20 protein-coding genes are annotated in these 25,907 nt (G+C 68.3%); 8 read left to right on the top strand and 12 right to left on the bottom strand.

All coding sequences use genetic code 11. The annotated features are described in order from the left end of the window. Window positions 1–41 precede the first annotated feature (41 nt). Entirely contained in the window at window positions 42–1,868 is a 1,827-nt protein-coding gene (locus TSO5_RS07435; protein WP_109151001.1) for an IlvD/Edd family dehydratase, read from the top strand. Window positions 1,869–2,140: 272 nt separating this feature from the next. Next, entirely contained in the window at window positions 2,141–3,661 is a 1,521-nt protein-coding gene (locus tag TSO5_RS07430) for a ribonuclease J (RefSeq protein WP_247870631.1), read from the top strand. Window positions 3,662–3,756: 95 nt separating this feature from the next. Here TSO5_RS07430 and TSO5_RS07425 read toward each other — a convergent pair whose 3' ends face one another. The 3 genes from TSO5_RS07425 to TSO5_RS07415 all read right to left on the bottom strand — a co-directional run bounded on the left by TSO5_RS07425 (window position 3,757) and on the right by TSO5_RS07415 (window position 7,670). Then, window positions 3,757–5,562 (bottom strand): carbon starvation protein A, encoded by a 1,806-nt coding sequence (locus tag TSO5_RS07425; protein WP_109150999.1) that lies wholly within the window; start codon window positions 5,560–5,562, stop codon window positions 3,757–3,759. A 143-nt stretch (window positions 5,563–5,705) separates the two neighbouring features. Beyond that, window positions 5,706–6,467 carry an SDR family oxidoreductase gene (locus TSO5_RS07420; protein WP_109150998.1) on the bottom strand — a complete coding sequence of 254 codons (762 nt, stop codon included), beginning with the start codon at window positions 6,465–6,467 and terminating at the stop codon, window positions 5,706–5,708. Window positions 6,468–6,497: 30 nt separating this feature from the next. Then, window positions 6,498–7,670 (bottom strand): MFS transporter, encoded by a 1,173-nt coding sequence (locus tag TSO5_RS07415; protein ID WP_109150997.1) that lies wholly within the window; start codon window positions 7,668–7,670, stop codon window positions 6,498–6,500. Between the two features lie 147 nt (window positions 7,671–7,817). On the opposite strand from TSO5_RS07415, the gene TSO5_RS07410 reads away from it, so the two are divergent. Together TSO5_RS07410 and TSO5_RS07405 are read left to right on the top strand one after the other, a co-directional pair. Next, a complete protein-coding gene (locus TSO5_RS07410; protein WP_109150996.1) occupies window positions 7,818–8,714 on the top strand; it encodes a LysR substrate-binding domain-containing protein in 897 nt (298 codons plus the stop codon). 143 nt (window positions 8,715–8,857) lie between these two features. Next, complete coding sequence (locus TSO5_RS07405; RefSeq protein WP_109150995.1) at window positions 8,858–9,052, top strand: hypothetical protein; 195 nt, start codon at window positions 8,858–8,860, stop codon at window positions 9,050–9,052. Here the strand turns inward: TSO5_RS07405 and TSO5_RS07400 are convergent. Next, window positions 9,000–9,959, bottom strand: coding sequence for a YihY/virulence factor BrkB family protein (locus TSO5_RS07400; RefSeq protein ID WP_109150994.1), 960 nt, complete (start codon window positions 9,957–9,959; stop codon window positions 9,000–9,002). The two genes, TSO5_RS07405 and TSO5_RS07400, sit on opposite strands and share 53 nt — an antisense overlap. A 229-nt stretch (window positions 9,960–10,188) precedes the next feature. On the opposite strand from TSO5_RS07400, the gene TSO5_RS07395 reads away from it, so the two are divergent. Continuing rightward, on the top strand, window positions 10,189–10,914 hold the full coding sequence (locus tag TSO5_RS07395; protein WP_109150993.1) for an aspartate/glutamate racemase family protein: 726 nt from the start codon (window positions 10,189–10,191) through the stop codon (window positions 10,912–10,914). Here the strand turns inward: TSO5_RS07395 and btsR are convergent. The 4 genes from btsR to TSO5_RS07375 form a co-directional block, all read right to left on the bottom strand. After that, on the bottom strand, window positions 10,889–11,605 hold the full coding sequence (gene btsR / locus TSO5_RS07390; RefSeq protein ID WP_109151017.1) for a two-component system response regulator BtsR: 717 nt from the start codon (window positions 11,603–11,605) through the stop codon (window positions 10,889–10,891). The two genes, TSO5_RS07395 and btsR, sit on opposite strands and share 26 nt — an antisense overlap. A gap of 8 nt (window positions 11,606–11,613) precedes the next feature. After that, complete coding sequence (locus tag TSO5_RS07385) at window positions 11,614–13,311, bottom strand: sensor histidine kinase (protein WP_109150992.1); 1,698 nt, start codon at window positions 13,309–13,311, stop codon at window positions 11,614–11,616. A gap of 138 nt (window positions 13,312–13,449) precedes the next feature. Continuing rightward, window positions 13,450–14,247, bottom strand: coding sequence for a polysaccharide deacetylase family protein (locus TSO5_RS33620; RefSeq protein ID WP_109150991.1), 798 nt, complete (start codon window positions 14,245–14,247; stop codon window positions 13,450–13,452). Between the two features lie 134 nt (window positions 14,248–14,381). Beyond that, complete coding sequence (locus tag TSO5_RS07375; RefSeq protein WP_109150990.1) at window positions 14,382–15,902, bottom strand: malonyl-CoA synthase; 1,521 nt, start codon at window positions 15,900–15,902, stop codon at window positions 14,382–14,384. A gap of 334 nt (window positions 15,903–16,236) precedes the next feature. Between TSO5_RS07375 and TSO5_RS07370 the strand changes: the two genes are divergently transcribed. After that, entirely contained in the window at window positions 16,237–19,236 is a 3,000-nt protein-coding gene (locus tag TSO5_RS07370) for a LodA/GoxA family CTQ-dependent oxidase (RefSeq protein ID WP_109150989.1), read from the top strand. 47 nt (window positions 19,237–19,283) lie between these two features. Continuing rightward, window positions 19,284–20,387, top strand: a complete 1,104-nt coding sequence (locus TSO5_RS07365) for a tryptophan 7-halogenase (RefSeq protein ID WP_109150988.1) — start codon at window positions 19,284–19,286, stop codon at window positions 20,385–20,387. A gap of 56 nt (window positions 20,388–20,443) precedes the next feature. Here the strand turns inward: TSO5_RS07365 and TSO5_RS07360 are convergent, their stop codons facing one another. Beyond that, window positions 20,444–21,343 carry a LysR family transcriptional regulator gene (locus tag TSO5_RS07360; RefSeq protein ID WP_109150987.1) on the bottom strand — a complete coding sequence of 300 codons (900 nt, stop codon included), beginning with the start codon at window positions 21,341–21,343 and terminating at the stop codon, window positions 20,444–20,446. 104 nt (window positions 21,344–21,447) lie between these two features. Between TSO5_RS07360 and TSO5_RS07355 the strand changes: the two genes are divergently transcribed. Then, the gene (locus TSO5_RS07355; protein ID WP_109150986.1) at window positions 21,448–22,869 is read left to right on the top strand and encodes an aldehyde dehydrogenase family protein; all 1,422 of its coding nucleotides are present in this window, start codon (window positions 21,448–21,450) and stop codon (window positions 22,867–22,869) included. Here the strand turns inward: TSO5_RS07355 and TSO5_RS07350 are convergent. The 3 genes from TSO5_RS07350 to TSO5_RS07340 all read right to left on the bottom strand — a co-directional run bounded on the left by TSO5_RS07350 (window position 22,866) and on the right by TSO5_RS07340 (window position 25,883). Beyond that, complete coding sequence (locus TSO5_RS07350) at window positions 22,866–23,789, bottom strand: ParB/RepB/Spo0J family partition protein (protein WP_109150985.1); 924 nt, start codon at window positions 23,787–23,789, stop codon at window positions 22,866–22,868. The two genes, TSO5_RS07355 and TSO5_RS07350, sit on opposite strands and share 4 nt — an antisense overlap. Then, complete coding sequence (locus tag TSO5_RS07345; protein ID WP_109150984.1) at window positions 23,779–24,792, bottom strand: AAA family ATPase; 1,014 nt, start codon at window positions 24,790–24,792, stop codon at window positions 23,779–23,781. The genes TSO5_RS07350 and TSO5_RS07345 overlap by 11 nt, the downstream gene beginning before the upstream one ends. A gap of 119 nt (window positions 24,793–24,911) precedes the next feature. Further along, complete coding sequence (locus TSO5_RS07340) at window positions 24,912–25,883, bottom strand: cation diffusion facilitator family transporter (RefSeq protein ID WP_109150983.1); 972 nt, start codon at window positions 25,881–25,883, stop codon at window positions 24,912–24,914. Window positions 25,884–25,907 lie beyond the last annotated feature (24 nt).

Genomic DNA, 25,907 nt, shown 5'->3' with positions numbered 1-25,907 from the left:
AAGCCATCCGCTCCGCGCCCCAACCTGAAACCGGTGCCGATATGTCCGAGACGAAGCCCCCCTTCCCCGCCAATGCCGACGGTTCAGAACGGCGTCTGCGTTCGCGCGCATGGTTCGACAACCCCGCCAACCCCGACATGACCGCGCTCTATCTGGAGCGTTACCTGAACTTCGGCCTGACGCGGGAGGAGTTGCAGTCCGGCGCCCCGATCATCGGCATCGCCCAGACCGGATCCGACCTCAGCCCCTGCAACCGCCACCATCTGGTGCTGGCCGAACGCCTGCGCGAAGGCATCCGCACCGCCGGCGGCATCGCCATCGAGTTCCCGGTCCACCCGATCCAGGAAACCGGCAAGCGGCCGACCGCCTCGATCGACCGCAACCTCGCCTATCTCGGCCTCGTCGAGGTTCTGCACGGCTACCCGCTCGACGGCGTGGTGCTGACCATCGGCTGCGACAAGACCACCCCGGCCTGCCTGATGGCGGCGGCGACCGTCAACATCCCGGCCATCGCCCTGTCGGTCGGCCCGATGCTGAACGGCTGGTTCCGCGGCGAGCGCACCGGCTCCGGCACCATCGTGTGGAAGGCCCGCCAGATGATGGCGGCCGGCGAGATCGACTATCAGGGCTTCATCGAGCTGGTGGCGTCGTCCGCCCCCTCGACCGGCTACTGCAACACGATGGGCACCGCCTCCACGATGAATTCGCTGGCGGAGGTGCTGGGCATGCAGCTCCCCGGTTCCGCCGCCATCCCGGCTCCCTATCGCGAGCGCCAGCAGGCCGCCTATGAGACGGGCAAGCGCATCGTCGAGATGGTGCGCCAGGACATCAAGCCGTCGGACATCCTGACCCGCGACGCCTTCCTCAACGCCATCGTCGTCAATTCCGCCATCGGCGGCTCGACCAACGCGCCGATCCACATCAACGCCATCGCCAAGCACATCGGCGTGCCGCTGACGGTGGACGACTGGCAGACCCACGGGCTGGACATCCCGCTGCTGGTCAACCTCCAGCCGGCCGGCGAATATCTGGGCGAGGACTTCCACCGCGCCGGCGGCGTGCCCGCCGTGGTCGGGCAGCTGATGACCAAGGGCCTGATCCGCGAGGACGCCCCCAACGTCAATGGCCGCACCATCGGCGAGAACTGCCGCAACACCGAGATCCTCGACACCCGCGTCATCCACCCGATCGACGACCCGCTGAAGATCAACGCCGGCTTCGTCGTGCTGCGCGGCAACCTGTTCAACGCCGCCATCATGAAGACCAGCGTGATCTCCGACGAGTTCCGCGAGCGCTACCTGTCCAACCCGAAGGACCCGGAAGCCTTCGAAGCCAAGGTCGTCGTCTTCGACGGTCCGGAGGACTATCACCACCGCATCGACGACCCGTCGCTGGGCATCGACGCCTACACCATCCTGGTCATCCGCGGCGCCGGCCCCATCGGCTACCCCGGCGCGGCCGAGGTGGTGAACATGCGGCCCCCCGCCGACCTCATCAAGCAGGGCATCCACTCCCTACCCTGCATCGGCGACGGCCGCCAATCCGGCACCTCGGGCTCCCCGTCGATTCTCAACGCCGCCCCGGAAGCGGCGGCCGGCGGCAATCTCGGCGTTCTGCGCACCGGCGACCGCGTGCGGATCGACCTGCGCCGCGGCAGCGCCGACATCCTGATCTCCGAAGCCGAACTCGCCGACCGCCGCGCCGCCCTGGAGGCCGCCGGCGGCTACCCCGCCCCGCCGTCGCAGACGCCGTGGCAGGAAATCCAGCGCGGCATCGTCGACCAGCTGGACGAGGGCATGGTCCTGAAGCCGGCGGTCAAGTACCAGCGCGTGGCGCAGACGATGGGGATCCCGCGCGACAATCATTGACGGAGCGCCGGGGGCGCCTGCGCGCCCCCCCTCCTCCCCCACGCATCCCAGCAATGCCCCACCATTTCGTGTGACTTTTTACGCACGCCCTTGACGTACGTCCTCCTTTCCCCACATAAGCCTTCACGAAACATTCAATCCCAGCCGTCCGACGGCCGCCGACAAGGCGCCTCCGGCCGGGTCCCTCCCACCCCCGAGATCCGCATCGACGAGCGATGCACGCCCGTCCGGCAGCGTCGAATGCCGGCCTAAGTGAGACGTACGACAGAGGCATGACGTTTGATTCAAAGCGGCGCCGGATGGCGCCGAACAACCGCGCACGCAATCGCAACCCGCGTCCGCGTGACGACTTCGACGGCTCCCGCCCGGCGACCATTCCAGTCCATGGCGGCGGCCCCACCGGCCCGATCCCGGGAAAGGACGAGATCCTGTTCCTTCCGCTGGGCGGCTGTTCCCGCATCGGCATGAACATGGCGCTCTACGGTCACGCCGGCAAATGGCTGATCGTCGACGCCGGCGTCGCCTTCATGGGCGACGAGGCGCCGGGCATCGACAGCCTGATGGCCGATCCGGCCTTCATCGAAGAACGGATGCAGGACGTCGTCGGCCTCGTGGTGACCCATGCGCACGAGGACCATATCGGCGCGATCCACCATCTGTGGCCGCGCCTGCGCTGCCCGATCTATGCCAGCCCCTTCGCCTCTCACATCATCCGGGACCGGCTGAAGGAAAAGGGCGCACACCGCGCCGCCAAGGTGCAGACCTTCGAGATCGGCGACACGCTGACCATCGGTCCCTTCCGGATCGAGACCATCGCCGTCACCCACTCGATCCCCGAACCGATGTCGCTGGCGATCCGCACGGCGGCCGGCACGGTCCTGCACACCGGCGACTGGAAGTTCGATCCCAACCCGCTGGTCGGCCGCAGCACCGATTTCGCCGCGCTGAAGCGCCTGGGCGACGAAGGGCTGCTCGCCATGATGTGCGACAGCACCAACGCCGACGTGCCCGGCTCCACCGGCTCGGAGGCCGACGCCCGCGCCGGCCTGATCGGCGCCTTCGCCAACCGTTCGGGTGCCATCGCCGTGACCGGCTTCGCCTCCAACGTCGCCCGCATGACCGCGGTGGCGGAAGCGGCGGCGGCGGTCGGGCGCAAGGTGGTTCTGGTCGGCCGCTCCATGCTGCGCATGGAAAAGGCGGCGCAGGCCTGCGGCTATCTCGACCATGTGCCGGACTTCATGGATGTCCGCGAGGCGTCCTGGACCCCGCGCGAGAACCTCGTGTTCCTGTGCACCGGCAGCCAGGGCGAGGAGCGGGCGGCGCTCAGCCGTCTGGCCCGCAACGAGCACCGCGACCTCTGGTTGGAAGAGGGCGACACCGTCATCTTCTCCGCCCGCGCCATCCCCGGCAACGAGGAGGTGCTGGCCGACATCCACGCGCATCTGCGCGGCATGGGCGTCGAGATCGTCACCCCGGCCGATGCGCCGGTCCATGTCTCCGGCCACCCCAAGCGCGACGACCTCGCCCGCATGTATGGTCTGGTCCGCCCCCGCTTCGCCGTGCCGGTCCATGGCACCATCGAGCATATGGAAGCCCACGCCCGCCTCGCCCGCACTTGCGGCGTCGAGCGCGCCCTGGTTCCGGAGGATGGCGACATCCTGCGCATCGCCAAGGAAGGCACCCGCGTCATCGGCCGGATCGAGCCGAGGCGCCTCGCCAACACCGGGCGGGACCTGATCCCCTGGATTCCGCCGGTGGCGGTGGACGCAGAGGAAGAGCGCGTCGCGGCCTGACCGCCCCCCCCCGCCTCCCCTCTCCAAACAGACAAGCGAACGGGTCCTGTGGAACACTCCACAGGACCCGTTCGCTTTTTACGACACTGGAACCGTCATTCGGCCGGGGTGGCGACCATCGGAACCTCGATGGCGCGGGCCTGCAGCAGTTCCTTCCACTTGCGGAAGGCGGCGATCAGGATGATGAAGCCCAGCACCAGCATGATGATCGAGATGCCGGCGTTGAAGGGGTTGTAGCCCTTGGCGGCCTTGTTCAGATAGACGTTGGCGATCATCCAGTAGCCGGCGACGTTCACAGTCACGAACAGGTAGGCCAGCGGGACCAGGCAGGTCAGCATGTAGATCCGCTTCTGGGCCAGCCGCAGGATGATGGTGGCGCCGATGATCAGGCCGACCGAGGCCATCAGCTGGTTCGACACGCCGAACAGGGCCCAGACCGAGTTGATGTCGCCCGAGGTCAGCAGATACCCCCAGGCCACGCAGGCGATGACGCTGGCGATGATCGAACCCGGGACCCAGTCCAGCCGCTTCATCGGGGCATAGAGGTCGCCCAACAGATCCTGAAGCAGGTAACGGGCGACGCGGGTGCCGCTGTCGACGGCGGTCAGGATGAACACCGCCTCGAACATCACGACGAACTGGAAGAAGTAGGAGGCGAGGCTGTTGAACCACGGCACGCGGGTGAAGATCTCGGTCATGCCGACCGCCAGCGTCACCGCACCGCCGGTCCGGCCATAGAGGTCGAGACCGATGTCCTGGCTCAGCCGCGGCAGGTCCACCACATCCATGCCCAGGGCCTTGAAGGCGGCCGGCGCGGAGTTGATGGCGAAGTAATCGGCCGGATGCAGCGAGGTCGCGGCGATCAGCGCCATGACGCCGACCAGGCATTCCGCCAGCATGCCGCCGAAGGCCACCGGACGGATGTCGCTCCACTTGTCGATCAGCTTGGGCGTGGTGCCCGACCCGATGAAGGCATGGAAGCCGGAGATGGCGCCGCAGGCGATGGTGATCGAGATGAAGGGCCAGACCGGGCCGTTCAGCACCGGGCCGCCGCCATGGATGAAGTCGGTCAGGGCCGGGAAGCGGATTTCCGGGTTGATGAAGACGACGCCGACGACCAGCGCGCCGAACACGCCGATCTTCATGAAGCTCGACAGGTAGCCGCGCGGAGTCAGCAGCATCCACACCGGCAGGGCGGTGGCGAAGAAGGCATAGACCGGCAGGGCGATCGCCACGGTTTCGGCATGCAGCGTCAGCCACTCGCCGACCATGGTGCCCTGGATGTAGGGACCAGCGAAGACCGAGGCGGCGATGGCGGCGATGCCGATCTGGGTGGCGCCCTTGGACGAGCCGGTGACCCGCTCGTAAAGGCCGAGCGCGATGGCGATCGGGATCGTCATGAACACCGCGAAGGTGCCCCAGGCGTTGCGTTCCAGCGCATGGACGACGACCATCGACAGGCCGGCCATGGTGATGGTGATGATGAACAGCATCGCCAGACCGGTGCACCAGCCGGCCACCGGGCCGAGTTCGGCCTTGGCGACTTCGGACAGCGACTGTCCCTTGTGCTTCATCGAGGCGAACAGCACGACGGTGTCGTGCACCGCGCCGCCGATGACGCAGCCGATCAGCAGCCACAGGAAGCTCGGCAGATAGCCGAACTGGGCGGCCAGCACCGGACCGACCAGCGGGCCGGCGGCGGCAATGGCGGCGAAATGCTGCCCGGCATTCACCCACTTCTTGGTGGGCACATAGTTACGGCCGTCCGCCAGCATATGGGACGGGGTGACTTCCGAATCGTCGGCACGGAGAACCTTGCGCACGAAGAACACGCCGTAAAAGCGGTAGCAGAGCGCAAGAATGCAGAGTGTCGCGATCACAAAGGTTAGGGCGTGATCCATGACGGCTCTCCTGAGAAGGATATGCCGCCGGTGTACGCCTGCCGCTTACCCCCGTGGGGTGGAATGCCGCGAGCGGCAGCCGGGAGGTGCTAAGCGGCAGCCGGCAGGGGGCGAGCGGCGCCGCTCAGGCTCCCTCCTGCCGGTCATTTGCCGCCGGTAACGTCGAGGAAGGTTCCGGTGATGAAGGAGGCCTCGGCGCTCGCCAGCCACAGGATCGCCCGCGCGACCTCCTCGGGCTGGCCGCCCCGTCCCATCGGGATCGAATCCTTGACGCGATCCACCCGCCCCGGCTCCCCGCCACTCGCATGCATGTCGGTGTAGATGTGGCCGGGGCGGATGCAGTTGACGCGGATGCCGTCCCGCGCGACCTCCTTGGCGAAGCCGATGGTGAAGGTCTCCAGAGCGCCCTTGGAGGCGGCATAGTCGACATATTCGTTCGGGCTGCCGAGCCGGGCCGATGCCGACGAGATGTTGATGACCACGCCGCCCCGGCCGTTATGGCGATGCGACATGCGCTTGGCCGCCTGCTGGGCGCAGAGGATCGGGCCGATCGCATTGACCGCGAAGATGCGCTGCATCCGCTCGAAGCCGAGATCCTCGGTCCGGCACTGGCGCGCGAGCACCGCAGCGTTGTTGACCAGGACGTCGATCCGGCCGAATTCCTGGTCGATTGCGGCGAACAGCGCGGCGACCTGCGCCGGATCCGCACTGTCGGCGCGCACGGCCAATGCCCGGCGCCCGAAGGCTTCGACATCCGCTACCACGGCATGGGCGGCGGCCTCGTCGGCGACGAAGCTGATGGCGACATCGTAACCCTCGGCGGCGGCGAGCCTTGCGGTCGCGGCGCCCATGCCACGCCCGCCACCCGTTATCAGAATCAGCGGCGCCTGGGATTCGGTGGTCATGGCAAGACTCTCCAAGTGGTTGCGGGGCGTTCAGGCAGGGCGGGGAACAGCGGCACCCAGATGGGGCCTCAGCATCAGGACGAGCGGAACGATCAGGGCGGCGGTCGCCGCCGAGGCCAGCACGCCGGTCGTCTGGCTGCTGTGGTCGGCGATTGCACCGTAAAGGATCGGGGCCAGCCCGCCGGAACCGATGACGCTGGTGTAGAAGACCGCGAAGGCCCGGCCGGTATCGCCGTTGGAAAGCTCCGGCACGGTGCCGTAAAGCACCGAAGAGGTGCCGTTGAGCACGATGCCGAGCAGCGGCAGCAGGATCAGCGTCGGCGTCAGCGACGTGAACAGCGTCGCCGCGATCAGCACAGCCGTGGCGGCTTCGGTCACCATGACGCTGCCGACGACCCCCAACCGCTCCCCGAGCAGGCCGCATGTCGCCTTTCCCAGCGCGCCGCCGATGAACAGCAGGGCAAGGGCGAGGCCGACAGTCGCGGTATCACCGCCCTGGCCATGGATGAGGAAGGGCAGAAACAGCAGATAGCCCATGCGGGTCGCCGTATCGAGCGCGCCGATCACCGTCAGGATGCCGAAGCCGCCGCGGCCTTGCCCCGCCTTGGTCCCCGTCTTGGCGGCCCTCACGATGGGAACCGCCGGCGCCAGCGGCAGCAGGGCAAGCGACAGGACGAGTCCGATCGCCGCCATCAGCCCCAGCACCGGCTGCCAGCCGAACGTCGGCAACAACACCGCGACGAGCGCCGGCAGGGCGGCTTTCCCGAGATCGCCTGAAAAATTGTAGATGCCGAGCGGATGCCGCGATGCCGAGCCGTAACTGACGGTGACGAGCATCGAACCGCAGGGGTGCTGGATGCTCGATCCGATGCCGGCGACGACGAGGCCGACGCACAGACCGGCGAAGCCGAGCGGCAACGCCATGATCAGCAAGCCCGCCGCCGCGAGGACGGTCGATAGGATCAGCGCCGCCCGCGGCGACAGGCCGCGAAGGGCCCGGTCGGCCGGGATCTGTAGGCCTCCCATCGTTCCGGAATAGAGAGCGCGGACAATCGCAAGCGCCGCATAGGAAAGGCCGAATTGCGCCTGCCACACCGGCAGGAAGACATACAGGGCGTCGGTGTATCCGTCATGCACCGCATGGGCAAGGCACGCGCTCGTCAGGCTCTTTCTTTTCTCTGTCCACCACTGTCTCGGCTTCATCTTCAATGGCTTTCCCGGAGGCGCCACAGGCATTGCCCGGCTGGTCTCATTGGGAAGGCATGCTATGCGTGTGAAAATTCATCGACTAGTATGCTTTGAATCACGGATACCGTTCCTTTTCCTCACGGATCGCCCCACCGATAGCCCATGCGCCGCCTTCCTCCCCTGAACGCCCTGCGCATCTTCGAGGTCGCGGCCCGGACCGGCAGCTATGCCGAGGCCGGGGCTGAACTCGGCCTCACCCATGGCGCGGTGAGCCGGCAGATCGCCACGCTCGAAGGCTGGCTCGGGCAAAGGCTCTTCATGAAGGACGGGCGCCGCATGGTCGCGACGCCGATGGCGAGGGTCTTCGCCGCGGAGGTCGGTCTTTCCTTCGACCGGCTGGCCGTCGCGGCGGAAGCCTGCGGCCGGCCCGACGCGCGCCGTATCCTGCGTGTCAGCGCCCCGACCAGCTTCGCGATGCGCTGGCTGATCCCACGGCTCAATCGCTATCACGCCGACCATCCGCAGGTCGAGGTGGCGGTCACGACGGTTTCGACAGTGCTTGAGGAGTTACGCGGCGGCGTCGACGTGGCGATCCGGCGCGGCGTCGCGCGGGAGCATGTGTGGCCCCAGCATCGCATCGTTCCAGTGCTGGACGATGTTGACACGCTGATCATGAGCCCGGCGCTGTTCGCGCGGCGGCCGATCCACCAGCCCGCCGACATCGAGGGGCACACCCTGCTCGCAAGCGAAACCCGCCCAGGCGATTGGAGCGGCTGGCTCGAGGCCGCAGGGCTCCAGCATCTTGCCGGGCATCCCCGCCAGATATTCGATCACTTTTACGTAACCCGTCAGGCGGTGGAGGATGGGCTTGGCATCGGGATCGGCCCGCTGCCGATGCTCGACATCGACGTCGCCAACGGCAAGCTGATGACTCCGCTGCCCGAGATCCGGGTTCCGAGGACGGGATATGTCGCCCTTGTTCCACGTCAGGCCGATGCCGGAAACCTGATTGCCGGCTTCGTCGACTGGCTAGTCGGAGAATCACGAGGACCGCGGTGACGGGACGAGCAGGGAACCGCTCAAGCCCCGAAATGCGCCGCTCAGGCGATCAAACCGCCGCTCGCCGGAAACCGGCCCGGCGCGTGCGGCAACGGCGCTAACGTGGGACGTCCCACAACGCCGGCTCCCGCCAGAGGTCTCCGATGGACACTCCTTGCCCCCACCCGCCCCTGCGCAAGGTCCTCGCCAATCTGCGTCGTCTGTTCAACGACGACTCCTACGACCGCTACCGCGAGGCCCAGGCCCGCCTCGCCCCGGACGAGGAGCCGCTCGACGAGCGGTCCTTCAAGGCACGGCAGATCCTGATGACTCTGGGACGCGGCTGCTGCGGGCGGTAGTCCCCTCCCCTACCCCAGGGCCTACCCCAGGCCCCGCCTCAGGGTTAAGCCCCGGCATCCGTGCCCGGCTGCCGCTGCGCTCCGAATAGGCGCGGGTCAGTTCCGCGCCGAACAGGAAGATCACCGCCGAATAATAGACCCACAGCAGGATCAGCACGAAGGACCCGGCCGCGCCATAGACCGACACCACCCCGCTGGTGGCGATGTAGAAGCCGATCAGGAACTTGCCGACAGCGAACAGGAAGGCGTTGGCCGCCGCCCCCAGCCAGACGTCGGTCCAGCGGATGTAGGTGTCGGGCAGGATGCGGTAAATCATCGCGAACAGACCGGTCAGCACCGCCCAGGATGTCACCACGTCGAACAGCCACAGCAGCGACGGCATCGCCGGCAAATAGCCGGCGGCCCAGCGGCCGGCCGCCGCCAGCGCCGCGCTGACCACCAGCGACACGATCAGCAGGAAGCCGATGGCACCGATCAGCGCCAGCGCCTTCAGCCGGACCCGCACCAGCCATGTGATGGTCGATTCCTGAGGCGCCGCCACCCGCCAGATGCGGTTCAGCGCGGTCTGCAGCTCGACGAAGACGGTGGTGGCGCCGACGAGGATGGTGCCGATGCCGATGACGCTGGCGACGATTCCGGTCTCCCGCGCGCCGGCACGCGCGATCAAATCCTGCACCGTCTGGCCGGCGTCGCGCCCGACCAGCGCGGTAAGCTGCTCGATCAGCGCGCCGCGCGCCGCCTCGTCGCCGAACACCAGCCCGGCCAGCGCGATCACCAGGATCGCCAGCGGCGCCAGCGAGAAGATGGTGTAGAAGGCGATGGACGCCGCCATGCTCATCGCATCGTCGTTCATCCAGCCATACGCCGCATCGACCACAATCCCCCACCACCGCCGCACGCCGCCCATCGCCGCCCTCCCGTCCCGGACCTTCTCCCCCGGGTAACACCGGCGGCGGCCATTTGGTCATGCCCGGAGGACTCGAATGGCCCGTTTCATCCCGCTCTACCCGCTTCAGCGGTCCCGTGTTAGGAAGAAAGCGTCGTCGGCCGGCAGTTGCTGAACAGGTGAACAGCAGACCGAAAACCGTTTCACGGCGTTCCAAGTGTCCCACCCACCAAGGCAGGAGACCCGCCCGATGTCGCAAAAAGTGATCGGACTGATCGGGGGCATGAGCTGGGAAAGCTCCGCCGAATATTACCGCATCGTCAACGAGGGCGTCCGCGACCGGCTGGGCGGGCTGCGCTCGGCCCGCTGCCTGATGTGGTCCTTCGATTTCGCGGAGGTCGAGGCGTTGCAGCATGCCGGCCGCTGGGACGACGCCACCGCCCTGATGATCGACGCCGCCCGCCGGCTGGAGCGCGGTGGCGCCGACTTCCTGCTGATCTGCACCAACACCATGCACCGCATGGCGGCCGAGGTGCAGGCCGCCGTCGCCATCCCGCTGCTGCACATCGCTGACCCCACCGCCGAGCGGATCCGCGCCGCCGGCCACCGCCGCGTCGGGCTGCTCGGCACCGCCTTCACCATGGAGCAGGACTTCTACAGGGGCCGCCTCGCCGACCGCCACGGCTTGGAGGTGCTGATCCCCGACGACGCCGACCGCGCCACCGTCCACCGCATCATCTACGAGGAACTGGTCCAGGGCCGGGTCGAAGCGGCCTCCCGCCAAGCCTACCGCGACGTCATCGCCCGTCTGGTGGAGCGCGGCGCGGAGGCGATCATCCTCGGCTGCACCGAGATCATGCTGCTGGTGAAGCCGGAGGACAGCGCCGTCCCCCTGTTCGACACCACCGCCATCCATGCCGAAGCGGCGGTGGAGCGGGCAATCGCCGGCTTCACCCCATCCCCAACCGCTCCTTGAGCGCGCCCAGGAAGCGTCGGCTGACCGGCACCACATGGCCGCCGCTGGTCTGAATCTCCGCCAGCCCGCCGTCGACGAAGCGGATTTCCCGGATGCGGTCCGGATTGACCAGATGCTGGCGGTGGCAGCGGAACAGCGGGCTCTTTTCCTGGATGGTGTGCAGGGTCAGTTCGGTGAAGCGCTCCTGCCCATCCTCTCCCACCACATAGACGCCGGCGGGGCGGGAGACGACATACTCGACATCGGCCAGTTTCATCAGGGTGATGCGGTTGACCCCGGTGCAGGGAATGTGGCGCAGCTCCGCCGCTCCCGGCAGGACGGACACCTCCTGCGGCGCATGCTGCCGGCGCAGGCGCTGCAAGGTCTTCTCCAGCCGCGCCGGATCGGCCGGCTTCAGCAGATAGTCGAAGGCATGTTCTTCGAAGGCCTGGACGGCATACTCGTCATGGGCGGTCAGGAAGACGATGCGCGGCATCCGCTCCGGATCGAGCATGCTCAGCATCTCCAAACCGCTGACCCGCGGCATCTGGATGTCGAGGAAGACCACGTCGGGCGCCTGCCGGTTGATGGCGCCGATCGCCTCAATGGCGTTGGCGCATTCACCGACGATGCGGATGTCGGCGGCCTCCTCCAGCAGCCGGCGCAGCTCCTCGCGCGCCAGCGGCTCGTCATCGACGATCAGGACATTCATGGCGGCCGTCATGCGGGCACGGTTTCCTCAAGAGGCAGGCGCAAAGTGACGCGGGTGGCGACATCGGGGTCGCAGGCGACCGAGACGCCGTAATCCTCACCGTAGCGGTTGCGGATGCGGCGGTCGACGATGGTCATCCCCAGCCCGTCGCCACCCGGCTTGGCCTCATAGAGCCCGGCATTGTCCTCCACCGACAGCAGCAAATCGCCGCCCTCCCGCCGCGCCGCGATGCGCACCCGCCCGTCGCCCAGAAGCTGCGCCGTCCCGTGCTTGATCGCGTTCTCCACCAGCGGCTGGAGCGAGAAGGCCGGCAGCCGGGCGTGGCGCAGATCGTCCGGCACCTCGATCTCCACCGCCAACCGGCCGGTGAAGCGCGCCAGCTCGATCTGCAGATAGGCGCTGACATGCTCGACCTCGTCGGCCAGCGTCGCCATCTGGCTCGGCCGCTTCAGGTTCTTGCGGAAGAAGGTCGACAGGTTCTGCACCAGCTGCCGCGCCCGCTCCGGATCGTTGCGGATGACGGCGGAAATGGTGTTCAGCGCGTTGAACAGGAAATGCGGGTTGACCTGCGCATGCAGAAGCTTGATCTCCGACTGCGCCAGCAGCGCCTTCTGCTGCTCGTAGCGGCCGGCCAGGATCTGGTTGGACAGCAGCCGCGCCACGCCCTCCCCCAGCGTGCGGTTGATGGTGGAGAAGATCTTGGTGCGCGGCTCGTACAGCTTGATGGTGCCGATCACCCCGCCCTCCTCGCCCACCAGCGGGATCACCAGCGCCGCCCCCAGACGGCAGCCCGGACTAATCGAGCAGCGATAGGCCACCTCGTTGCCGTCGGCATAGATGACCTGATTGCTGGCGATGGCCTGATGCGTCTGCGGCGAGCTGATCGGCGTGCCGGGCAGATGGTGGTCGTCGCCGATGCCGATGAAGGCCAGCAGCTTTTCCCGATCGGTGATGGCGACGGCGCCGACACCGGTCTCCTCGTAGATGATGCGGGCGACGCGGGTGCTGTTCTCGCTGTTGAACCCGCCGCGCAGCACGCCATCGCAGCGCGCGGCGATCTTCAGCGCCTTGGCGGAAAAGGCGCTGGATTGCTTCTCGTCCAGCACCCGCCGCTCCAGCAGGATGCGCATGAACAGCGCCGCGCCCACCGTATTGGCGACGATCATCGGGGCCGCCACCACCTCGACCAGATGCATCGCCGCCTCGAACGGCCGGGCCACCGCCAGGATGATGAGCATCTGCACCACCTCCGCCACGAAGGTGACGGCGCCGACGCGCAGCGGGTTGAACAGCGGCTCGATCCGCCCCTGCCGCACCATGTGCCGGTGGACCAGCCCGCCGATCAGCCCCTCCGCCATGGTGGAGATGGCGCAGGCCAGCGCCGACATGCCGCCCAGCGAATAACGGTGCAGCCCCCCGGTCAGCCCGACCGCCAATCCCACCGACGGCCCGCCGAAGATGCCGCCCAGCACCGCCCCGATGGCGCGGGTATTGGCGATGCTGTCGTCGATGTGCAGGCCGAAATAGGTGCCCATGATGCAGAAGATCGAGAAGATCGCGTAACAGGCCAGCTTGTGCGGCCAGCGCACCGTCACATGGGTCAGCGGCAGGAACAGCGGCGTGCGGCTCAGCAGATAGGCGATCACCAGATAGACGCACATCTGCTGAAGCAGCGACAGGATCAGGGTGAAGGGCTCGACGGGCATGGCGGTGCTTCCAACGGCAGCCGTGAGAGATGAAGGCCGCTCGCCGCCATCCTACACCGGCCGGGCGCCCCCGCCGATGGGACATCCTTGCATCCCTACCCTGGCCCTACCCCCCCGGCCCTACCCCGGCGCGGGCGCTCAGCGCCGCCGCGACGCCGGGTGCAGCAGCGCCATTTCCGGCGTCACCGATTGCCGCATCGCCGCCTCCCACTCGCTCATGGTGACGAAGCGCAGCCCTCGCCTCTCCCCCTCCTCCAGGATCGCCGGCAGCGCCGCGACGGTCGCCGCCTTGGTGCTGTGCATTAGCACGACGGCGCCGGGCATCAGCCGTGCAGTCACCCGGTGGCGGATCACGTCGGGACCGCTGTCCTTCCAGTCCTGGCTGTCGGCGGTCCACAGCACCGTCGCCATGCCATGCCGGCGCGCCAGCGCCGCCAGCGCGTCGTCCACATCGCCGAAGGGCGGCCGGAACCACGTCGCCGTCACCCCGACCGACGCCAGCGCCTTCTCCGCCTGCGCCAGGTTCCACTCGCGCTCCGCCGGCTTCAGGTCGGTGGTCATCGGGTGGGTCTGGGTGTGGCTGCCGACCTCGTTGCCGGAGGCCGCCACCTGCTTGGCGATGTCGTGATGCGCCGGAATCTTGTCGCCGATGTAGAAGAAGGTCGCCTTCGCCCCATGCGCCCGCAGGATGTCGAGGATGTGCGGATCATTGGCATCCGGCCCGTCGTCGAGCGTCAGCGCCACCACCCGCGCCTGCGGCAGGGTCCGGTCGACCTGATCGAGGTCGAGGTCCGATCCGGGGATCAGATGCTCCGTCACGAAGGGGGCGGCGCCGTGGGTGGCAGCATAGCTGCGCTGGCCGGCCATGGCCGAAGCGGGCAGGGCAAGCAGGGCCGCCGCCAGCGGCAGGACGGCACGGCGGAACAGGGTCATCATCGCGGGCGCACATGGAAAAAGCCGGAGCCGCACCCCTCCCTTCGAAAGGGGTAGGGCGCGGCAGGAGGCCGAGCATTGCTCCCACCGCGGACGGCGGACAAGCGATAACTTGGGGACCCTGGCCGGCGTTCCCCTTACGCTCCGAAACGGCCCTTGTTCGCCTCGCGCAGCAGGTTCTTCTGCACCTTGCCCATGGCGTTGCGCGGCAGCTCATCGACGAAGACCACCGCCTTCGGCACCTTGAAGTTCGCCAGTTGCTCCCTGCAGGCACCGACCACCGCCGCCTCATCGACCGCAGCCCCCGGACGGCGCAGCACCACCGCCATCACCGCCTCGCCGAAGTCCGGGTGGGGGATGCCGATCACCGCCGATTCCACCACGCCGTCGATGGCGTCGATCACCGTCTCCACCTCCTTGGGGTAGACGTTGAAGCCGCCGGAGATCACCAGATCCTTGGCGCGTCCGATGATGTGGACATAGCCGCGCTCGTCGATCCGGCCGACATCGCCGGTGATGAACCAGCCGCCGGGGCGGATCTCCTGCGCCGTCTTCTCCGGCATCCGCCAATAGCCGGAAAACACGTTCGGCCCCTTCACCTCCAGCACGCCGATCCCGCCCTCCGCGACCGGTTCCCCGGTCTTCTCGTCGGCGACCCGCACCGACACCTCGGGCAGCGGGAAGCCGACGGTACCGGGGATGCGGTCGCCGTCCAGCGGGTTGGAGGTCAGCATGCCGGTCTCCGTCATGCCGTAGCGTTCCAGGATGGCGTGGCCGGTGCGCTCCTTGAACTCCCGGTGGGTGTCGGCCAGCAGCGGAGCGGAGCCGGAGATGAACAACCGCATATGCGCCACCGCCTCCCGCGTCAGGCGCGGGTCGGCCAGCAGGCGGGTGTAGAAGGTCGGCACCCCCATCATCACGGTCGCCCGCGGCAGCAGGCGGAACACGGCGTCGGGATCGAACTTGCCCAGGAACAGCATGCCGGTGCCGTTCATCAGCACGCAGTTGGTGGCGACGAACAGGCCATGGGTGTGGAAGATCGGCAGGGCGTGCAGCAGCACGTCGTCTGGCCGGAAGCCCCAGATGCGGTGCAGGGTGGCGGCGTTGGAGGACAGGTTGCGGTGGCTCATCATCGCCCCCTTCGACCGCCCGGTGGTGCCGGAGGTGTAGAGGATCGCCGCCAGATCGTCCGCCGCGCAAGGAACCGTGTCGAACTTCGGTTCCAACCCCGCCGCCCGGTCGGCCAAGCTGCCGTCGCAGCCGGTGCCCAGCGTCAGCAGCGTGCCCACCCCGGCGCCCTTGGCGGTATCGGCCAGCGTCGCCTCGTTGCCCGGCGTGCAGACGAAGACCTTCGGCTCGGCATCGCCCAGGAAATAGCCGACCTCGGCCTTCGTATAGGCGGTGTTCAGGGGCAGATAGGCGGCACCGGCGCGCAGGCAGGCGAGATAGAGGAAGACCGCCTCCGGAGACTTCTCCACCTGCACGGCGACACGGTCACCCTTGACGACGCCCAGTTCCGCCAGCAGCCGGGCATACCGGCCGCTGATCTCCATCAGGTCGCAGTAGCTGTAGCGGCGGCCGGACTCCAGCTCGATGAAGCTGCTGTCGGCATCGGCGGGAAAACGGGCGGCGGCGATGTCGAAGAAGTTGTCGCTCATTCTGGTCGGACCTCTGCGGAACGGATTGTCCATCATACACATCAATGGGGTAGGGGAGCAGCCTAACGCTTTGTGGGACGTCCCACATCGGCACCTCCGGATCACCGGCACGAACAGCGCAGAAATCCTCAACCTCCGAAGCGCTCCGTCACCACCAACTCTCCCACACACGAAAATTGTGTGCAGACCTGATTATTTAAGGTGGAAACCCTTCAAGTGCTCGCGTAAGCACGAGTCAAGACGCGGGAAAATCAAACAACGAACACAACCTCCCACGACTGACGTGCCCACCCCGCCCCGGCAGCGCCGCCGGACGATACAGGAGACGGAGCGAATGACGGCCAAAGACCCCAACAAGAGTCCCCCCTGCTTCGACTGCGCGACCAACGCCACCCAACGGCTGGACGAGATGTTCATCGCCATGGGCCAGATGAAGCGCATCGCGCTGGGCCAGAAGCCGGCGGAGCGTGCGGTGTTCCGCAAGCTGCACGGGGCCGCCCATGGCCGTCTGGTGATGGATCCCAACCGGCCGGAGGCGCTGCGCGTCGGCGTTTTCGCCAAGGACGAGCTGCCGGCCTGGATGCGCTTTTCCAGCGACACCAGCCCGACCTCGCCCGATCTGGGTTCGACGCTCGGCATCGGGCTGAAGGTCTGGGGCGTCGATGGGGTCAACGCGCTGGGAGAGACGGGCGACGTCGCCGACTTCATCATGCAGAACTTTGCCGTCTTCTTCGTCGACGACGCGGAGCAGATGTGCGAGTTCACCTATGCCGGCACTGTCCTGAAGGACTATCCCGGCTACCTCGCCAAGCATCCGAAAACCGACGGCATCCTGAACGCCATGTCGGCCCAGGTCGACGGCAGCGTGCTGACCACCCAGTATTGGGCGATCCTGCCTTTCACCTTCGGCCCCGACCATTACGCCAAATACTCTCTGGTGCCGGAAACGCCGCCGCCCGGCCATCCGGCGGTCAATGTCCCGACCGACGACAAGAACTACCTCGCCACCGATCTCGCCAACCGGCTTCTGGAGGACGAATACCGCTTCACCTTCATGGTGCAGGTGGTGCCGAAAAGCGCCGGCTATCCGCTGGACAAGGCGACGGAGGAATGGCCGACCGACCAGTACCCCTACCAGCCAGTCGCGACTCTGGTCCTGCCCAAGCAGGATGTCTGCGCCCGTGGCCAAGGCGACTATGGGCAGGAGCTGGCCTTCAACATCTGGCGCACGCCGGTGGAGCAGGCGCCGCAGGGCAGCATCGCCGCGGTGCGCAAGGTGGTCTACAACCACGGCGCCGACGTCCGCCATCAGGCCAACGGCCAGCCGCTGCAACAGCCGACGCAGCCCCGCGACCAGGCGCCGCCGCTCCCCAAGGACGACTGCATCGTCAAGGCGGTGATCTACCCGCCCATCGGCATCGCCCGCATCGGCAACGCGCCGGAGGGCTATGTCGTCGGCCCCGAAGTGCCGAACCCGAAGCCGCTGATGGCCGGCGACGACCCGGCGCGGAACCCCTACCGTGACGCCGAGGGCCGGCTTCTGCCGCAGGCGGCGCGCTTCCGCATCTATGGCGTCAACGCCATGGGCCGGATCGTCCGCGAGCTGACGGCCGCCGACAGCGGTGCCGACATCACCTGGAAGGTCCATCTCGCCAACAAGAAGTCGGCCTGGTACGGCTTCCAGCTGGCGCTCGACATCCCGGAAGCGGCGTCGGCCGACCCGACGACGCTGCGCAACCCGACCGTCGCCGACCGTCAGGCGCTGGTGCTGGATGCCGGCGAGCATGCCATCCACGCCGGCCATGGCCGCCAGAGCCACGAACTGGTCGCCGGCAAATTCATGCACCAGGGTGAGCCGGTCTATCTCGGCCGCATGTGGTGCGAGAAGGGCGACCATCGCCTGCTGGTCACCGGCGGGCGCGGCAAGTCGGCCTCCTACAACGGCACCAAGGCGATCACCTTCGGCAACAACGAGGGCTGGCACGACGACACCTCCGACGGCCCGGTCGACGCCGTGGTGAAGCTCAACGGCATGGAGCTGCCGGTCACCCCCGCCTGGATCGTCGTCGCCCCGCCGAACTACGGGCCGCAGCGCAAGTCCGTCCGCACCATGTGGGACCTGATGCGCGACGTGGCGATCCAGGCGGGAACCCTGCCGAAGCCCACCCGCCCGTCCTTCACCCACGACATCTATCCGGTGTTCGAGCGGATGACCGGCCTGCAATGGGTCAATGCCGGCTTCGCCGCCGGGTTCGGCTGGAACTCCGCCAACGACTTCACCAAGCCGGAGTGGATCGCGCGGCTCAGCGACCGCAGCCTCGCCAACCAGGAAACCCGGCGGGTGCTGAAGAACTCCTTCCGCCACGACGCGGTCGACAGCTGGTCGCCGACGCCCTGGCCCTGGGTCTATGGCGACGCGATGAACATCCCGCCGGCCGAGACGCCGCGCCAATACACCTCGCTGACCCAGACCCAACTGGAATTCCTCGACCAATGGGTCGCCGGCGACTTCGACGATGATTGGGGCAAGGTCCCGGTCTACACCGACTTCGATCAGGTGCCGCTGGACGAGCAGGGCGACGTGCTGACCCGCGCAGCGCTCGACTTCTGCCTCGCCGACGCCTTCCATCCCGGCTGCGAGATGACGTGGCCGGTGCGCGCCGCCACCCTGTATATGGAGCCGTTCCGCTTCGCCCATGCGCCGAAGGGCTGGGTGGAGCCGGGCATGGGCGCCATCCTGTCCAGCGACACCGTGACCATCCCCAACGGCCCGCTCTATGGCCAGCTTCCCGGTGGCATCACCCGCTGGATGGCGGTGCCGTGGCAGACCGACACCGGCAGTTGCCGCTCCGGCTACGATCCCGGCTACGATCCCAATGTCCCGACCTTCTGGCCGGCCCGCGTGCCCAACGAGGTGCTGACCCGCGAGAATTACGACATCGTGATGGACGCCGCCCAGCCGGCCCAGGTGCGTCTGGCCGCCTTCGCCAACCGCGCCGCCTGGGTGGCGCCGCTGGGCACCACCAGCTACACCGACCAGATCAACAACATGATCCATCACTTCGACCATCTCGGCGTGGTCGAGGTCAATCCCGGCCCGACCGATCCCGAAGGCGCCAGGCTGTTCCCGCCGCTGATCGAGGTGGAGGACCAGCATATCCCGATCCCCGACGCGGACGACACGGTCGACACCAAAGCCGTCCGCACCGCCCACCACACCCTGTCCACCAAGGCGCCGGCCCCGTCGGGCGGCGGTGCCGGGCTGCGGGCGACCCAGCCGATCGACCTCAGCCGGATCGACAAGGTCCGCCGCTTCCCACGTGGACTGCGATGATCCGAGTGGGTGCCGCCGTCAGGGATAGGGCGGAGGCGGACAAGGCTGTGGCGCGTGCGGTTGGGGTGGATGCGGTCGTGGTCGGGGCAGGCCCCGCCGGGACTGCCTTCGCCCTCAACCTCGCGCCGCTGCACCGGGTGCTGGTGCTGGACCGGCGGGCTGGTCCCGCCATCCGCATCGGCGAATCGCTGGCCCCGGCGGCGCGCCGGCTGCTGACCGACATGGGTCTGTGGGACGCCTTCCTCGCCGAAGGCCACTCCCCCTGCCATGGCGGCCGGTCGGTCTGGGGCGGGCCGCTGCCGGTCGAGGCCGACAATCTGCGCGACCTCGACGGGCCGGGCTGGCATCTCGACCGCGGTCGCTTCGACGGCTGGCTGCGCCGGGTGGCGGCCTCCCGCGGCGCCGTCCTGCTGATCCCGGCCCAGACGCTGTCGGTGGACAGGGCAGGGCAGGGCTGGCTGCTGGAGGTGGAGACCGCCGGCCGCCGCCTTCCCGTCCACGCCCGTCTGCTGGTCGATGCCGGCGGGCGCGGCTCGCCGCTGGCGAAACGCTTCGGCGCCCGGCGGGCGGTGTCGGACCGGCTGGTCTGCGGCTGGGTCCATGGCCGGGACGCCCCCGGCCGGCAGTCCGGCCTGACCTGGATCGAGGCGGAGCCGGATGGCTGGTGGTACAGCGCCCCGCTGCCCGCCGGCCGCCGGGTCGTCGCCTTCCACACCGACGCCGACCTGCCCGCCGCGGCGGATGCCCGCGACACCGCATCGCTGCTGCGCCGGCTGTCCGGCTGCTCCGTGCTTTCGGACTCATTGCGCGCCTGCGGCTTCGAGCCGGAGGAGCAGGGGGAGGGGTGGGGTGGTTTCTGCGCCGCCCACAGCAGCACCCTGTCCCCCGCCTCGGGCGAAGGCTGGCTGGCGGTCGGCGACGCCGCGCTGGGCTTCGACCCGCTGTCGTCGCAAGGCATCTTCAACGCGCTCTATACCGGCTTGGCCGGGGCGGAGGCCGCCCACCGCCACCTGTTCGGCGATCCCACAGCACTGCCCGGCTACGCCGCCGGCCTGACACCGATCCGCGACGCCTACCGCGCCCATCTGCGTGCTTGGTACGGCCTGGAACGCCGCTGGCAAGACCGCCCCTTCTGGAGTCGGCGCCTTTAAAAGCCCTCTCCCGGGACGGGAGAGGGACGTGATTGTGGGACGTCCCACATCGCCCTCTACCGCCCGCCCCCAAGCTCCCGCACCAGATCGACCAGCGCCCGCACCCCCGGCGGCAGGTGACGCCGGCCTGAATAGTAAAGACACAAGCCCGGAAACGGCGGCGTCCACGCCTCCAGTACGCGCAGCAACCTCCCGGCGGCGATGTCCTCGGCGACATGCCATTCCGCCAGATAGCCCACCCCCATCCCCGCCCGCACGGCCTCAAGCATCAAATCCGGATCATCCAGGATCAGCGGCCCGCTGCCGTCGATGGCGACCGTCTCGCCATGCCGTTCGAACTCCCAGCGATAGAGCGCGCCGCTCGGCAACCGGCTGCGGATGCAGCGGTGTTCGGCAAGGTCGGCCGGCGTGGCCGGCAGGGAGCGGCCGGCGAAATAGTCCGGCGTGCCGACCACCGCGAAGCGCAGCTCCGGGCCGAGCGGGATGGCGATCATATCCTGCGGCACCTGTTCCGCCAGCCGGACCCCGGCATCGAAGCCCTCCAGCACGATGTCGACCAGCTTGCCTTCGGTGACGATGTCGACCGTCATCTCGGGATAACGGCGCAGATACTCCAGGATGACCGGCTTCATGATGATCCGCGCGGCGCCGGCCGAGCTGTTGATGCGCAGCGTTCCCGTCGGCATCGCCCGATGGTCGGACAGCCGGTCGATGGCGGCCCGGATGTCGCGCAGGGCAGGGGCGGTGTCGGCGACGAACTGCTCGCCCGCCTGGGTCAGCGCCACGCTGCGCGTCGTCCGGTGGAACAGCCGCACCCCCAGCCGCTCCTCCAACGCCGCGATGGCGTGGCTGAGCGCCGAACGCGAAATCCCCAGCTCGGCCGCCGCGGCCCGGAAACCGCGATGCCGGGCGACCGCCTGCACGGCCTCCAGCTCGGCCAGTCCAGTGAGTGACATTGTCCCGATCCGTTCACCGATGCATGCGGGATTGTCCACCTTATCACCCGACGGCCCCTGTGCCACCTGAATGGCCAACCACCAGCCATTCCGCGAGACCCGTCATGCATGACATCGACACCATCTATATCGACGGACGCTTCATCACCCCGCACGGGACCGAACTGTTCGACCTGCACAACCCGGCGACCGGCGCCGTCACCGGCCGCGTCCGCCTTTCCGACGAGGAGGATGCCCGCGCCGCCATCGCCGCCGCCAAGCGCGCCTTCCCGGCTTTCTCCCGCACCGGCAAGGCGGAACGGATCGCTGTGCTGCACCGGCTGGCCGACGCCGTCGCCGCCCGGCGCGACGATCTGCTGGACGCGGTGATCGAGGAGTATGGCGCCCCGGCCTCGCGCGCCGCCTTCATGGTGGATCACCCGGTGAACGCCTTCCGCGAGACCGCCGAACTGCTGGCCGATTACCCCTTCCTCCGTCGCATGGGCACGGCCGAGGTCCGCATGGAGCCGCTCGGCGTCGCCGGGCTCATCACGCCGTGGAACAGCAACGCCGGCTTCATCTGCGGCAAACTCGCCACCGCCATCGCCGCCGGCTGCACCGCGGTGATCAAGCCCAGCGAGATGAGCGCCCGCCAGACGCAGATCGTCACCGAAGCGCTGCATGCCGCCGGCTTGGCCCCCGGCCTGTTCAACATCGTGACCGGCCGCGGCGACCGGGTGGGGGCGGTGATCTCCAGCCATCCCGATGTCGCCAAGATCTCCTTCACCGGCTCCACCGCCACCGGCAAGGCGATCCTGCGCGCGGCTGCCGACACGCTGAAGCGGGTGACGCTGGAGTTGGGCGGCAAGTCGCCGACCATCATCCTCGACGACGCCGACCTGTCCCGGGCGATCCCGCTGGCGATCAACGCCGCCTTCATGAACAGCGGTCAAGCCTGCATCGCCGGCACCCGCCTGCTCGCCCCGCGCAGCCGCCTCGCCGAGATCGAAGCGCTGGCCAAGGCGGCGGTGGAGACGGTGCGCGCCGGCGACCCGCGCGATCCGGCGACCACCGTCGGCCCGATGGTCAGCCGAACCCAGTGGGAGCGGGTGCAGCGCTACATCCGCATCGGTTTGGAGGAAGGCGCCGTCCTGCTGGCCGGCGGGGAAGGCCGTCCAGACAGGACCGAAGGCTGGTTCGTGCGCCCGACCCTCTTCACCGCCGTACGCAACGACATGACCATCGCGCGGGAGGAGATCTTCGGCCCCGTCCTCTCCATCCTGCCCTATGAGGATGAGGAGGAGGCGATCACCATCGCCAACGACACCATCTATGGCCTCCAGGCCTATGTGCTGTCGGGCGACACCGCCCGCGCCCGCCGCGTGGCGGAGCGCATCGTCGCCGGCCGCGTGCTGATCAACAGCCTGACCCACGACCCGAAGGCGCCCTTCGGCGGCTTCAAGCAGTCCGGCATCGGCCGCGAGTACGGCAGCTTCGGCCTCGACGCCTTCCTGGAACCCAAGGCGCTGCTGGGGGAGGGCGTCTAGGCGCCCGCTTCCCCGTCCAGAATGGCGTCGATCTCCGCCCGCAGCCGTATCAGCCGGTCGCGGTTGTCGGGGTCGAGGAAGCGGCGCTGCTCGCGCACCACGGCCACGTCGCGCAGGATGCGCTTCACGCTGGCCTGCAGGGTCCGCATCGCCTCCTTCGCACCCAACTCCTGGGCCGGCTCCGGCGGCGGCGCGTCTTTCAAAGCGCCGCCGCTGGCATGGTCCCGCTTGGCCTGCCGCACCGCCTTGACGCTGGCCCCCTCCTTGGCGCGCTCCCACAGCCGGGCATGCAGTTCGGCGGGGGCAGCGGCGATCTCGATCATCACGGAGCGGGAGACATGGGCGAAGCGCGTCGCATACTCCTCCCGCATCTCGGCCGGCAGACCCATGATCGCCAGCAGCTTGGTCACGTCGGTGCGGTCGCGCCCGACCACGGCGGCCAGCTCGTCATGGGTGTAGCCGTGCTTGTCGATCAGCCGGGCCAGCGCCGCCGCATATTCCACCGCGTTCAGGTCGACGCGCTGGACATTGTCGATCAGCCCGATCTCGTCCGGGTCGCCGGAGGTCAGGATGGCGAAGACCGTCTTGCGGCCCAGCATCTCATGCGCGCGCACCCGGCGCTCACCACCGATCAGCAGATACTCGCCCTGGGGCAGCGGGCGGACCAGGATCGGGTTCTGCAACCCATGCCGCTCGATGGAGGAGGCGAGGCTGCGCAGCTCCGCCTCGTCGAAATGGCGGCGCGGCTGATCGGGATTGCGGTGGACGCGGGCGAGGTCCAGTTCGACGACATGCGGGAAGCCGGCCGAGGTGCCGAACAGCCGGTCGCTGCCCACCGTCAGCCCGCCAGCCATCGCGCCCACCGGCTCCGCCGCGGTGCCCAGCAGTTCGCGGGTCTTGCGTTCGAACTTACGCGACATGCGGCAACTCCCGGTTCTGGGCATAGGCACGGATCTGGCGCGCCACCTCGCGGAAGGTCTCGGCCCCCGGCGCCTTCGGGTCGCCGGCCAGCGTGATCATGCCGGCCGCCGCCGCCTTGCCATAGACGGTGGCGCGCGGGATTGGGGCGAAGACCGGGACCTGATCAGCGTAGGATTCGTGCAGCTCCTGCAGGGTGGCGCGGTCCTGGGTCAGCCGGTCGTTGTACATGGTCGGGATGATGCCGGCGATGCGCAAGCTGGGGTTCACCCGGCGGCGGATGCGGCCGATGGTGTCGACCAGCCGCTTGACGCCCAGCAGGGCCAGCGCCTCCGTCTGCACCGGCACCACCACCAGCTCGGCCGCCGACAGCGCGTTGGCGGTGACCAGCCCCAGATTGGGGGCGCAGTCCATCACCACGAAATCATAGGCGTGGCGTACCTCGTCCAGCTTCTCCCGCAGGATCAGCCCGCCGGTGGAATCCGCGGCCAGCTCCACGTCGGCATCGGCCAGCGACAGCCCGGCGGGGGCGAGGTCCAGCCCGCGCTCCGCCGTCGGCATGATGACCGAGGTCAGCGGCTCTTCCGAGCGCAGCACATAATAGAGTGTCTTGCGCTGCTGCTCCAAGGCGACGATGGCGGCGTTGCCGATGCCGACATGGACGGTGGCGTTGCTCTGCGAATCACAGTCGATCAGCAGCACCCGCGCCCCGCCCTCCGTCAGGGCATAGGCGAGGTTGACCGCGGTGGCGGTCTTGCCGACGCCGCCCTTCTGGTTGGCGACGGCCAGATAGGTTGCGGAGCGGGGCCGCTCGTCCGCCTTGTGGCGGGTCAGGAAATCGACCAGCTGCTGCGGGATGCGCTCCGCCCCGCTTTCCCAGCGGCTGATCCGCGCCTTGGTGTAGCTGCGGCCGAGCTGCGCGTTCAGCCATTCGGCGAACTGCGTCTGGTTCTCGCCGCGGCGCTCGCGCAGCTGGCGCATGTCGTCGCCCCCGATCGACAGCATTCCGATAATTCCCCTTCAGACTCCGGCGGCCCGCAGATGCGGCCGCGCGGAGTCTGAGCAAGTTGCCGGAACTTTGTCAATGGAGCCTGCGCGGAGTTGCCACAACAGGTTCGCTGCCCTCAGTTGGGGCGTGGCCGCAGTTCCAACCCTTCCGCCGCCCGCACTTCGGTGAAGACGCGGCGGATTTCCGGGAATCGCTCCGTCACCCGCCGTTCGATACGGGCCAGCGCCTGCTCCACCTGCCCGGCGCTGACCTCGTCCCGCACATCCAGACTGACAGTCACGATCACCACCTGCGGCCCGAGATGAATGGTCAGCACCTCGTTCACGCGGTCGATGGCGGCATCCTCCATCAGCAGGGCGCGCACCCCGCGCACGAGGTCGGGGCGGGCGGACTCGCCGATCAGCAGGCTCTTCGTCTCATAGGCGAGGAAGGCGGCGGTCATCGCCAGCACCAGCCCGATCAGGACCGATCCGATGCCGTCCCACACCGGCTGGTCCAGAACCAAGTCGGCCGACAGGCAGGCGGCGGCGATGAGCAGCCCGACCAGGGCGGCCGAATCCTCGAACAGCACGATGAAGACGGTGGGGTCCTTGCTGGCATGGACCGTCTCGATCACGCCGGCCTCGCCACGGCTGGCGTTGAAGGCACGCAATGCGATGGTCCAGCTGATCCCCTCCATCACGAAGGCGATGCCCAGCACGACGAAGTTGATCCAGGGCGACTCCACCTGCTGCGGGTGCAGGATCTTCTCCACCCCTTCATAGATGGAGACCACCGCGCCACCGGCGAAGATCACCAGCGCCACGACGAAGGTCCAGAAATACAGTTCGCGCGCGTAGCCGAAGGGATGGCGCTCGTCGGGCGGCTTCTTCGACCGTTTCAGCCCGACCAGCATCAGCGCCTCATTCCCGGTATCGACCAGGGAATGGACCGCCTCGCTCAGCATGGAGGCGCTGCCGGTGAAGACCGCCGCGACGAATTTGGTGACGGTGATCGCCAGATTTGACGCGATGGCGGCGAAGACGACCTTCCCCGATTCCCCGTCTTCGGCCCCGTCCGCCGATGCCGTCATCGCATTCCGCGCCATATCGCCCCCTTCGCCCGGCCGAAC

Origin of the sequence: Azospirillum sp. TSO5, from assembly GCF_003116065.1 — a bacterium.
Taxonomy (GTDB): domain Bacteria; phylum Pseudomonadota; class Alphaproteobacteria; order Azospirillales; family Azospirillaceae; genus Azospirillum.
The sequence above is the reverse complement of the archived record's forward strand: the minus strand, read 5'-3'. Positions and strand labels throughout refer to the sequence as shown.

Coding starts and splice junctions, on each gene's coding strand:
- TSO5_RS07355 (WP_109150986.1), top strand. CDS start 21,448: ATGCATGACATCGACACCATCTATATCGACGGACGCTTCATCACCCCG.
- TSO5_RS07370 (WP_109150989.1), top strand. CDS start 16,237: ATGACGGCCAAAGACCCCAACAAGAGTCCCCCCTGCTTCGACTGCGCG.
- TSO5_RS07340 (WP_109150983.1), bottom strand. CDS start 25,883: ATGGCGCGGAATGCGATGACGGCATCGGCGGACGGGGCCGAAGACGGG.
- TSO5_RS07405 (WP_109150995.1), top strand. CDS start 8,858: ATGGACACTCCTTGCCCCCACCCGCCCCTGCGCAAGGTCCTCGCCAAT.
- TSO5_RS07360 (WP_109150987.1), bottom strand. CDS start 21,343: ATGTCACTCACTGGACTGGCCGAGCTGGAGGCCGTGCAGGCGGTCGCC.
- TSO5_RS07420 (WP_109150998.1), bottom strand. CDS start 6,467: ATGACCACCGAATCCCAGGCGCCGCTGATTCTGATAACGGGTGGCGGG.
- btsR (WP_109151017.1), bottom strand. CDS start 11,605: ATGAATGTCCTGATCGTCGATGACGAGCCGCTGGCGCGCGAGGAGCTG.
- TSO5_RS33620 (WP_109150991.1), bottom strand. CDS start 14,247: ATGATGACCCTGTTCCGCCGTGCCGTCCTGCCGCTGGCGGCGGCCCTG.
- TSO5_RS07345 (WP_109150984.1), bottom strand. CDS start 24,792: ATGCTGTCGATCGGGGGCGACGACATGCGCCAGCTGCGCGAGCGCCGC.
- TSO5_RS07430 (WP_247870631.1), top strand. CDS start 2,141: ATGACGTTTGATTCAAAGCGGCGCCGGATGGCGCCGAACAACCGCGCA.
- TSO5_RS07400 (WP_109150994.1), bottom strand. CDS start 9,959: ATGGGCGGCGTGCGGCGGTGGTGGGGGATTGTGGTCGATGCGGCGTAT.
- TSO5_RS07415 (WP_109150997.1), bottom strand. CDS start 7,670: ATGAAGCCGAGACAGTGGTGGACAGAGAAAAGAAAGAGCCTGACGAGC.
- TSO5_RS07425 (WP_109150999.1), bottom strand. CDS start 5,562: ATGGATCACGCCCTAACCTTTGTGATCGCGACACTCTGCATTCTTGCG.
- TSO5_RS07395 (WP_109150993.1), top strand. CDS start 10,189: ATGTCGCAAAAAGTGATCGGACTGATCGGGGGCATGAGCTGGGAAAGC.
- TSO5_RS07410 (WP_109150996.1), top strand. CDS start 7,818: ATGCGCCGCCTTCCTCCCCTGAACGCCCTGCGCATCTTCGAGGTCGCG.
- TSO5_RS07385 (WP_109150992.1), bottom strand. CDS start 13,311: ATGCCCGTCGAGCCCTTCACCCTGATCCTGTCGCTGCTTCAGCAGATG.
- TSO5_RS07375 (WP_109150990.1), bottom strand. CDS start 15,902: ATGAGCGACAACTTCTTCGACATCGCCGCCGCCCGTTTTCCCGCCGAT.
- TSO5_RS07350 (WP_109150985.1), bottom strand. CDS start 23,789: ATGTCGCGTAAGTTCGAACGCAAGACCCGCGAACTGCTGGGCACCGCG.
- TSO5_RS07435 (WP_109151001.1), top strand. CDS start 42: ATGTCCGAGACGAAGCCCCCCTTCCCCGCCAATGCCGACGGTTCAGAA.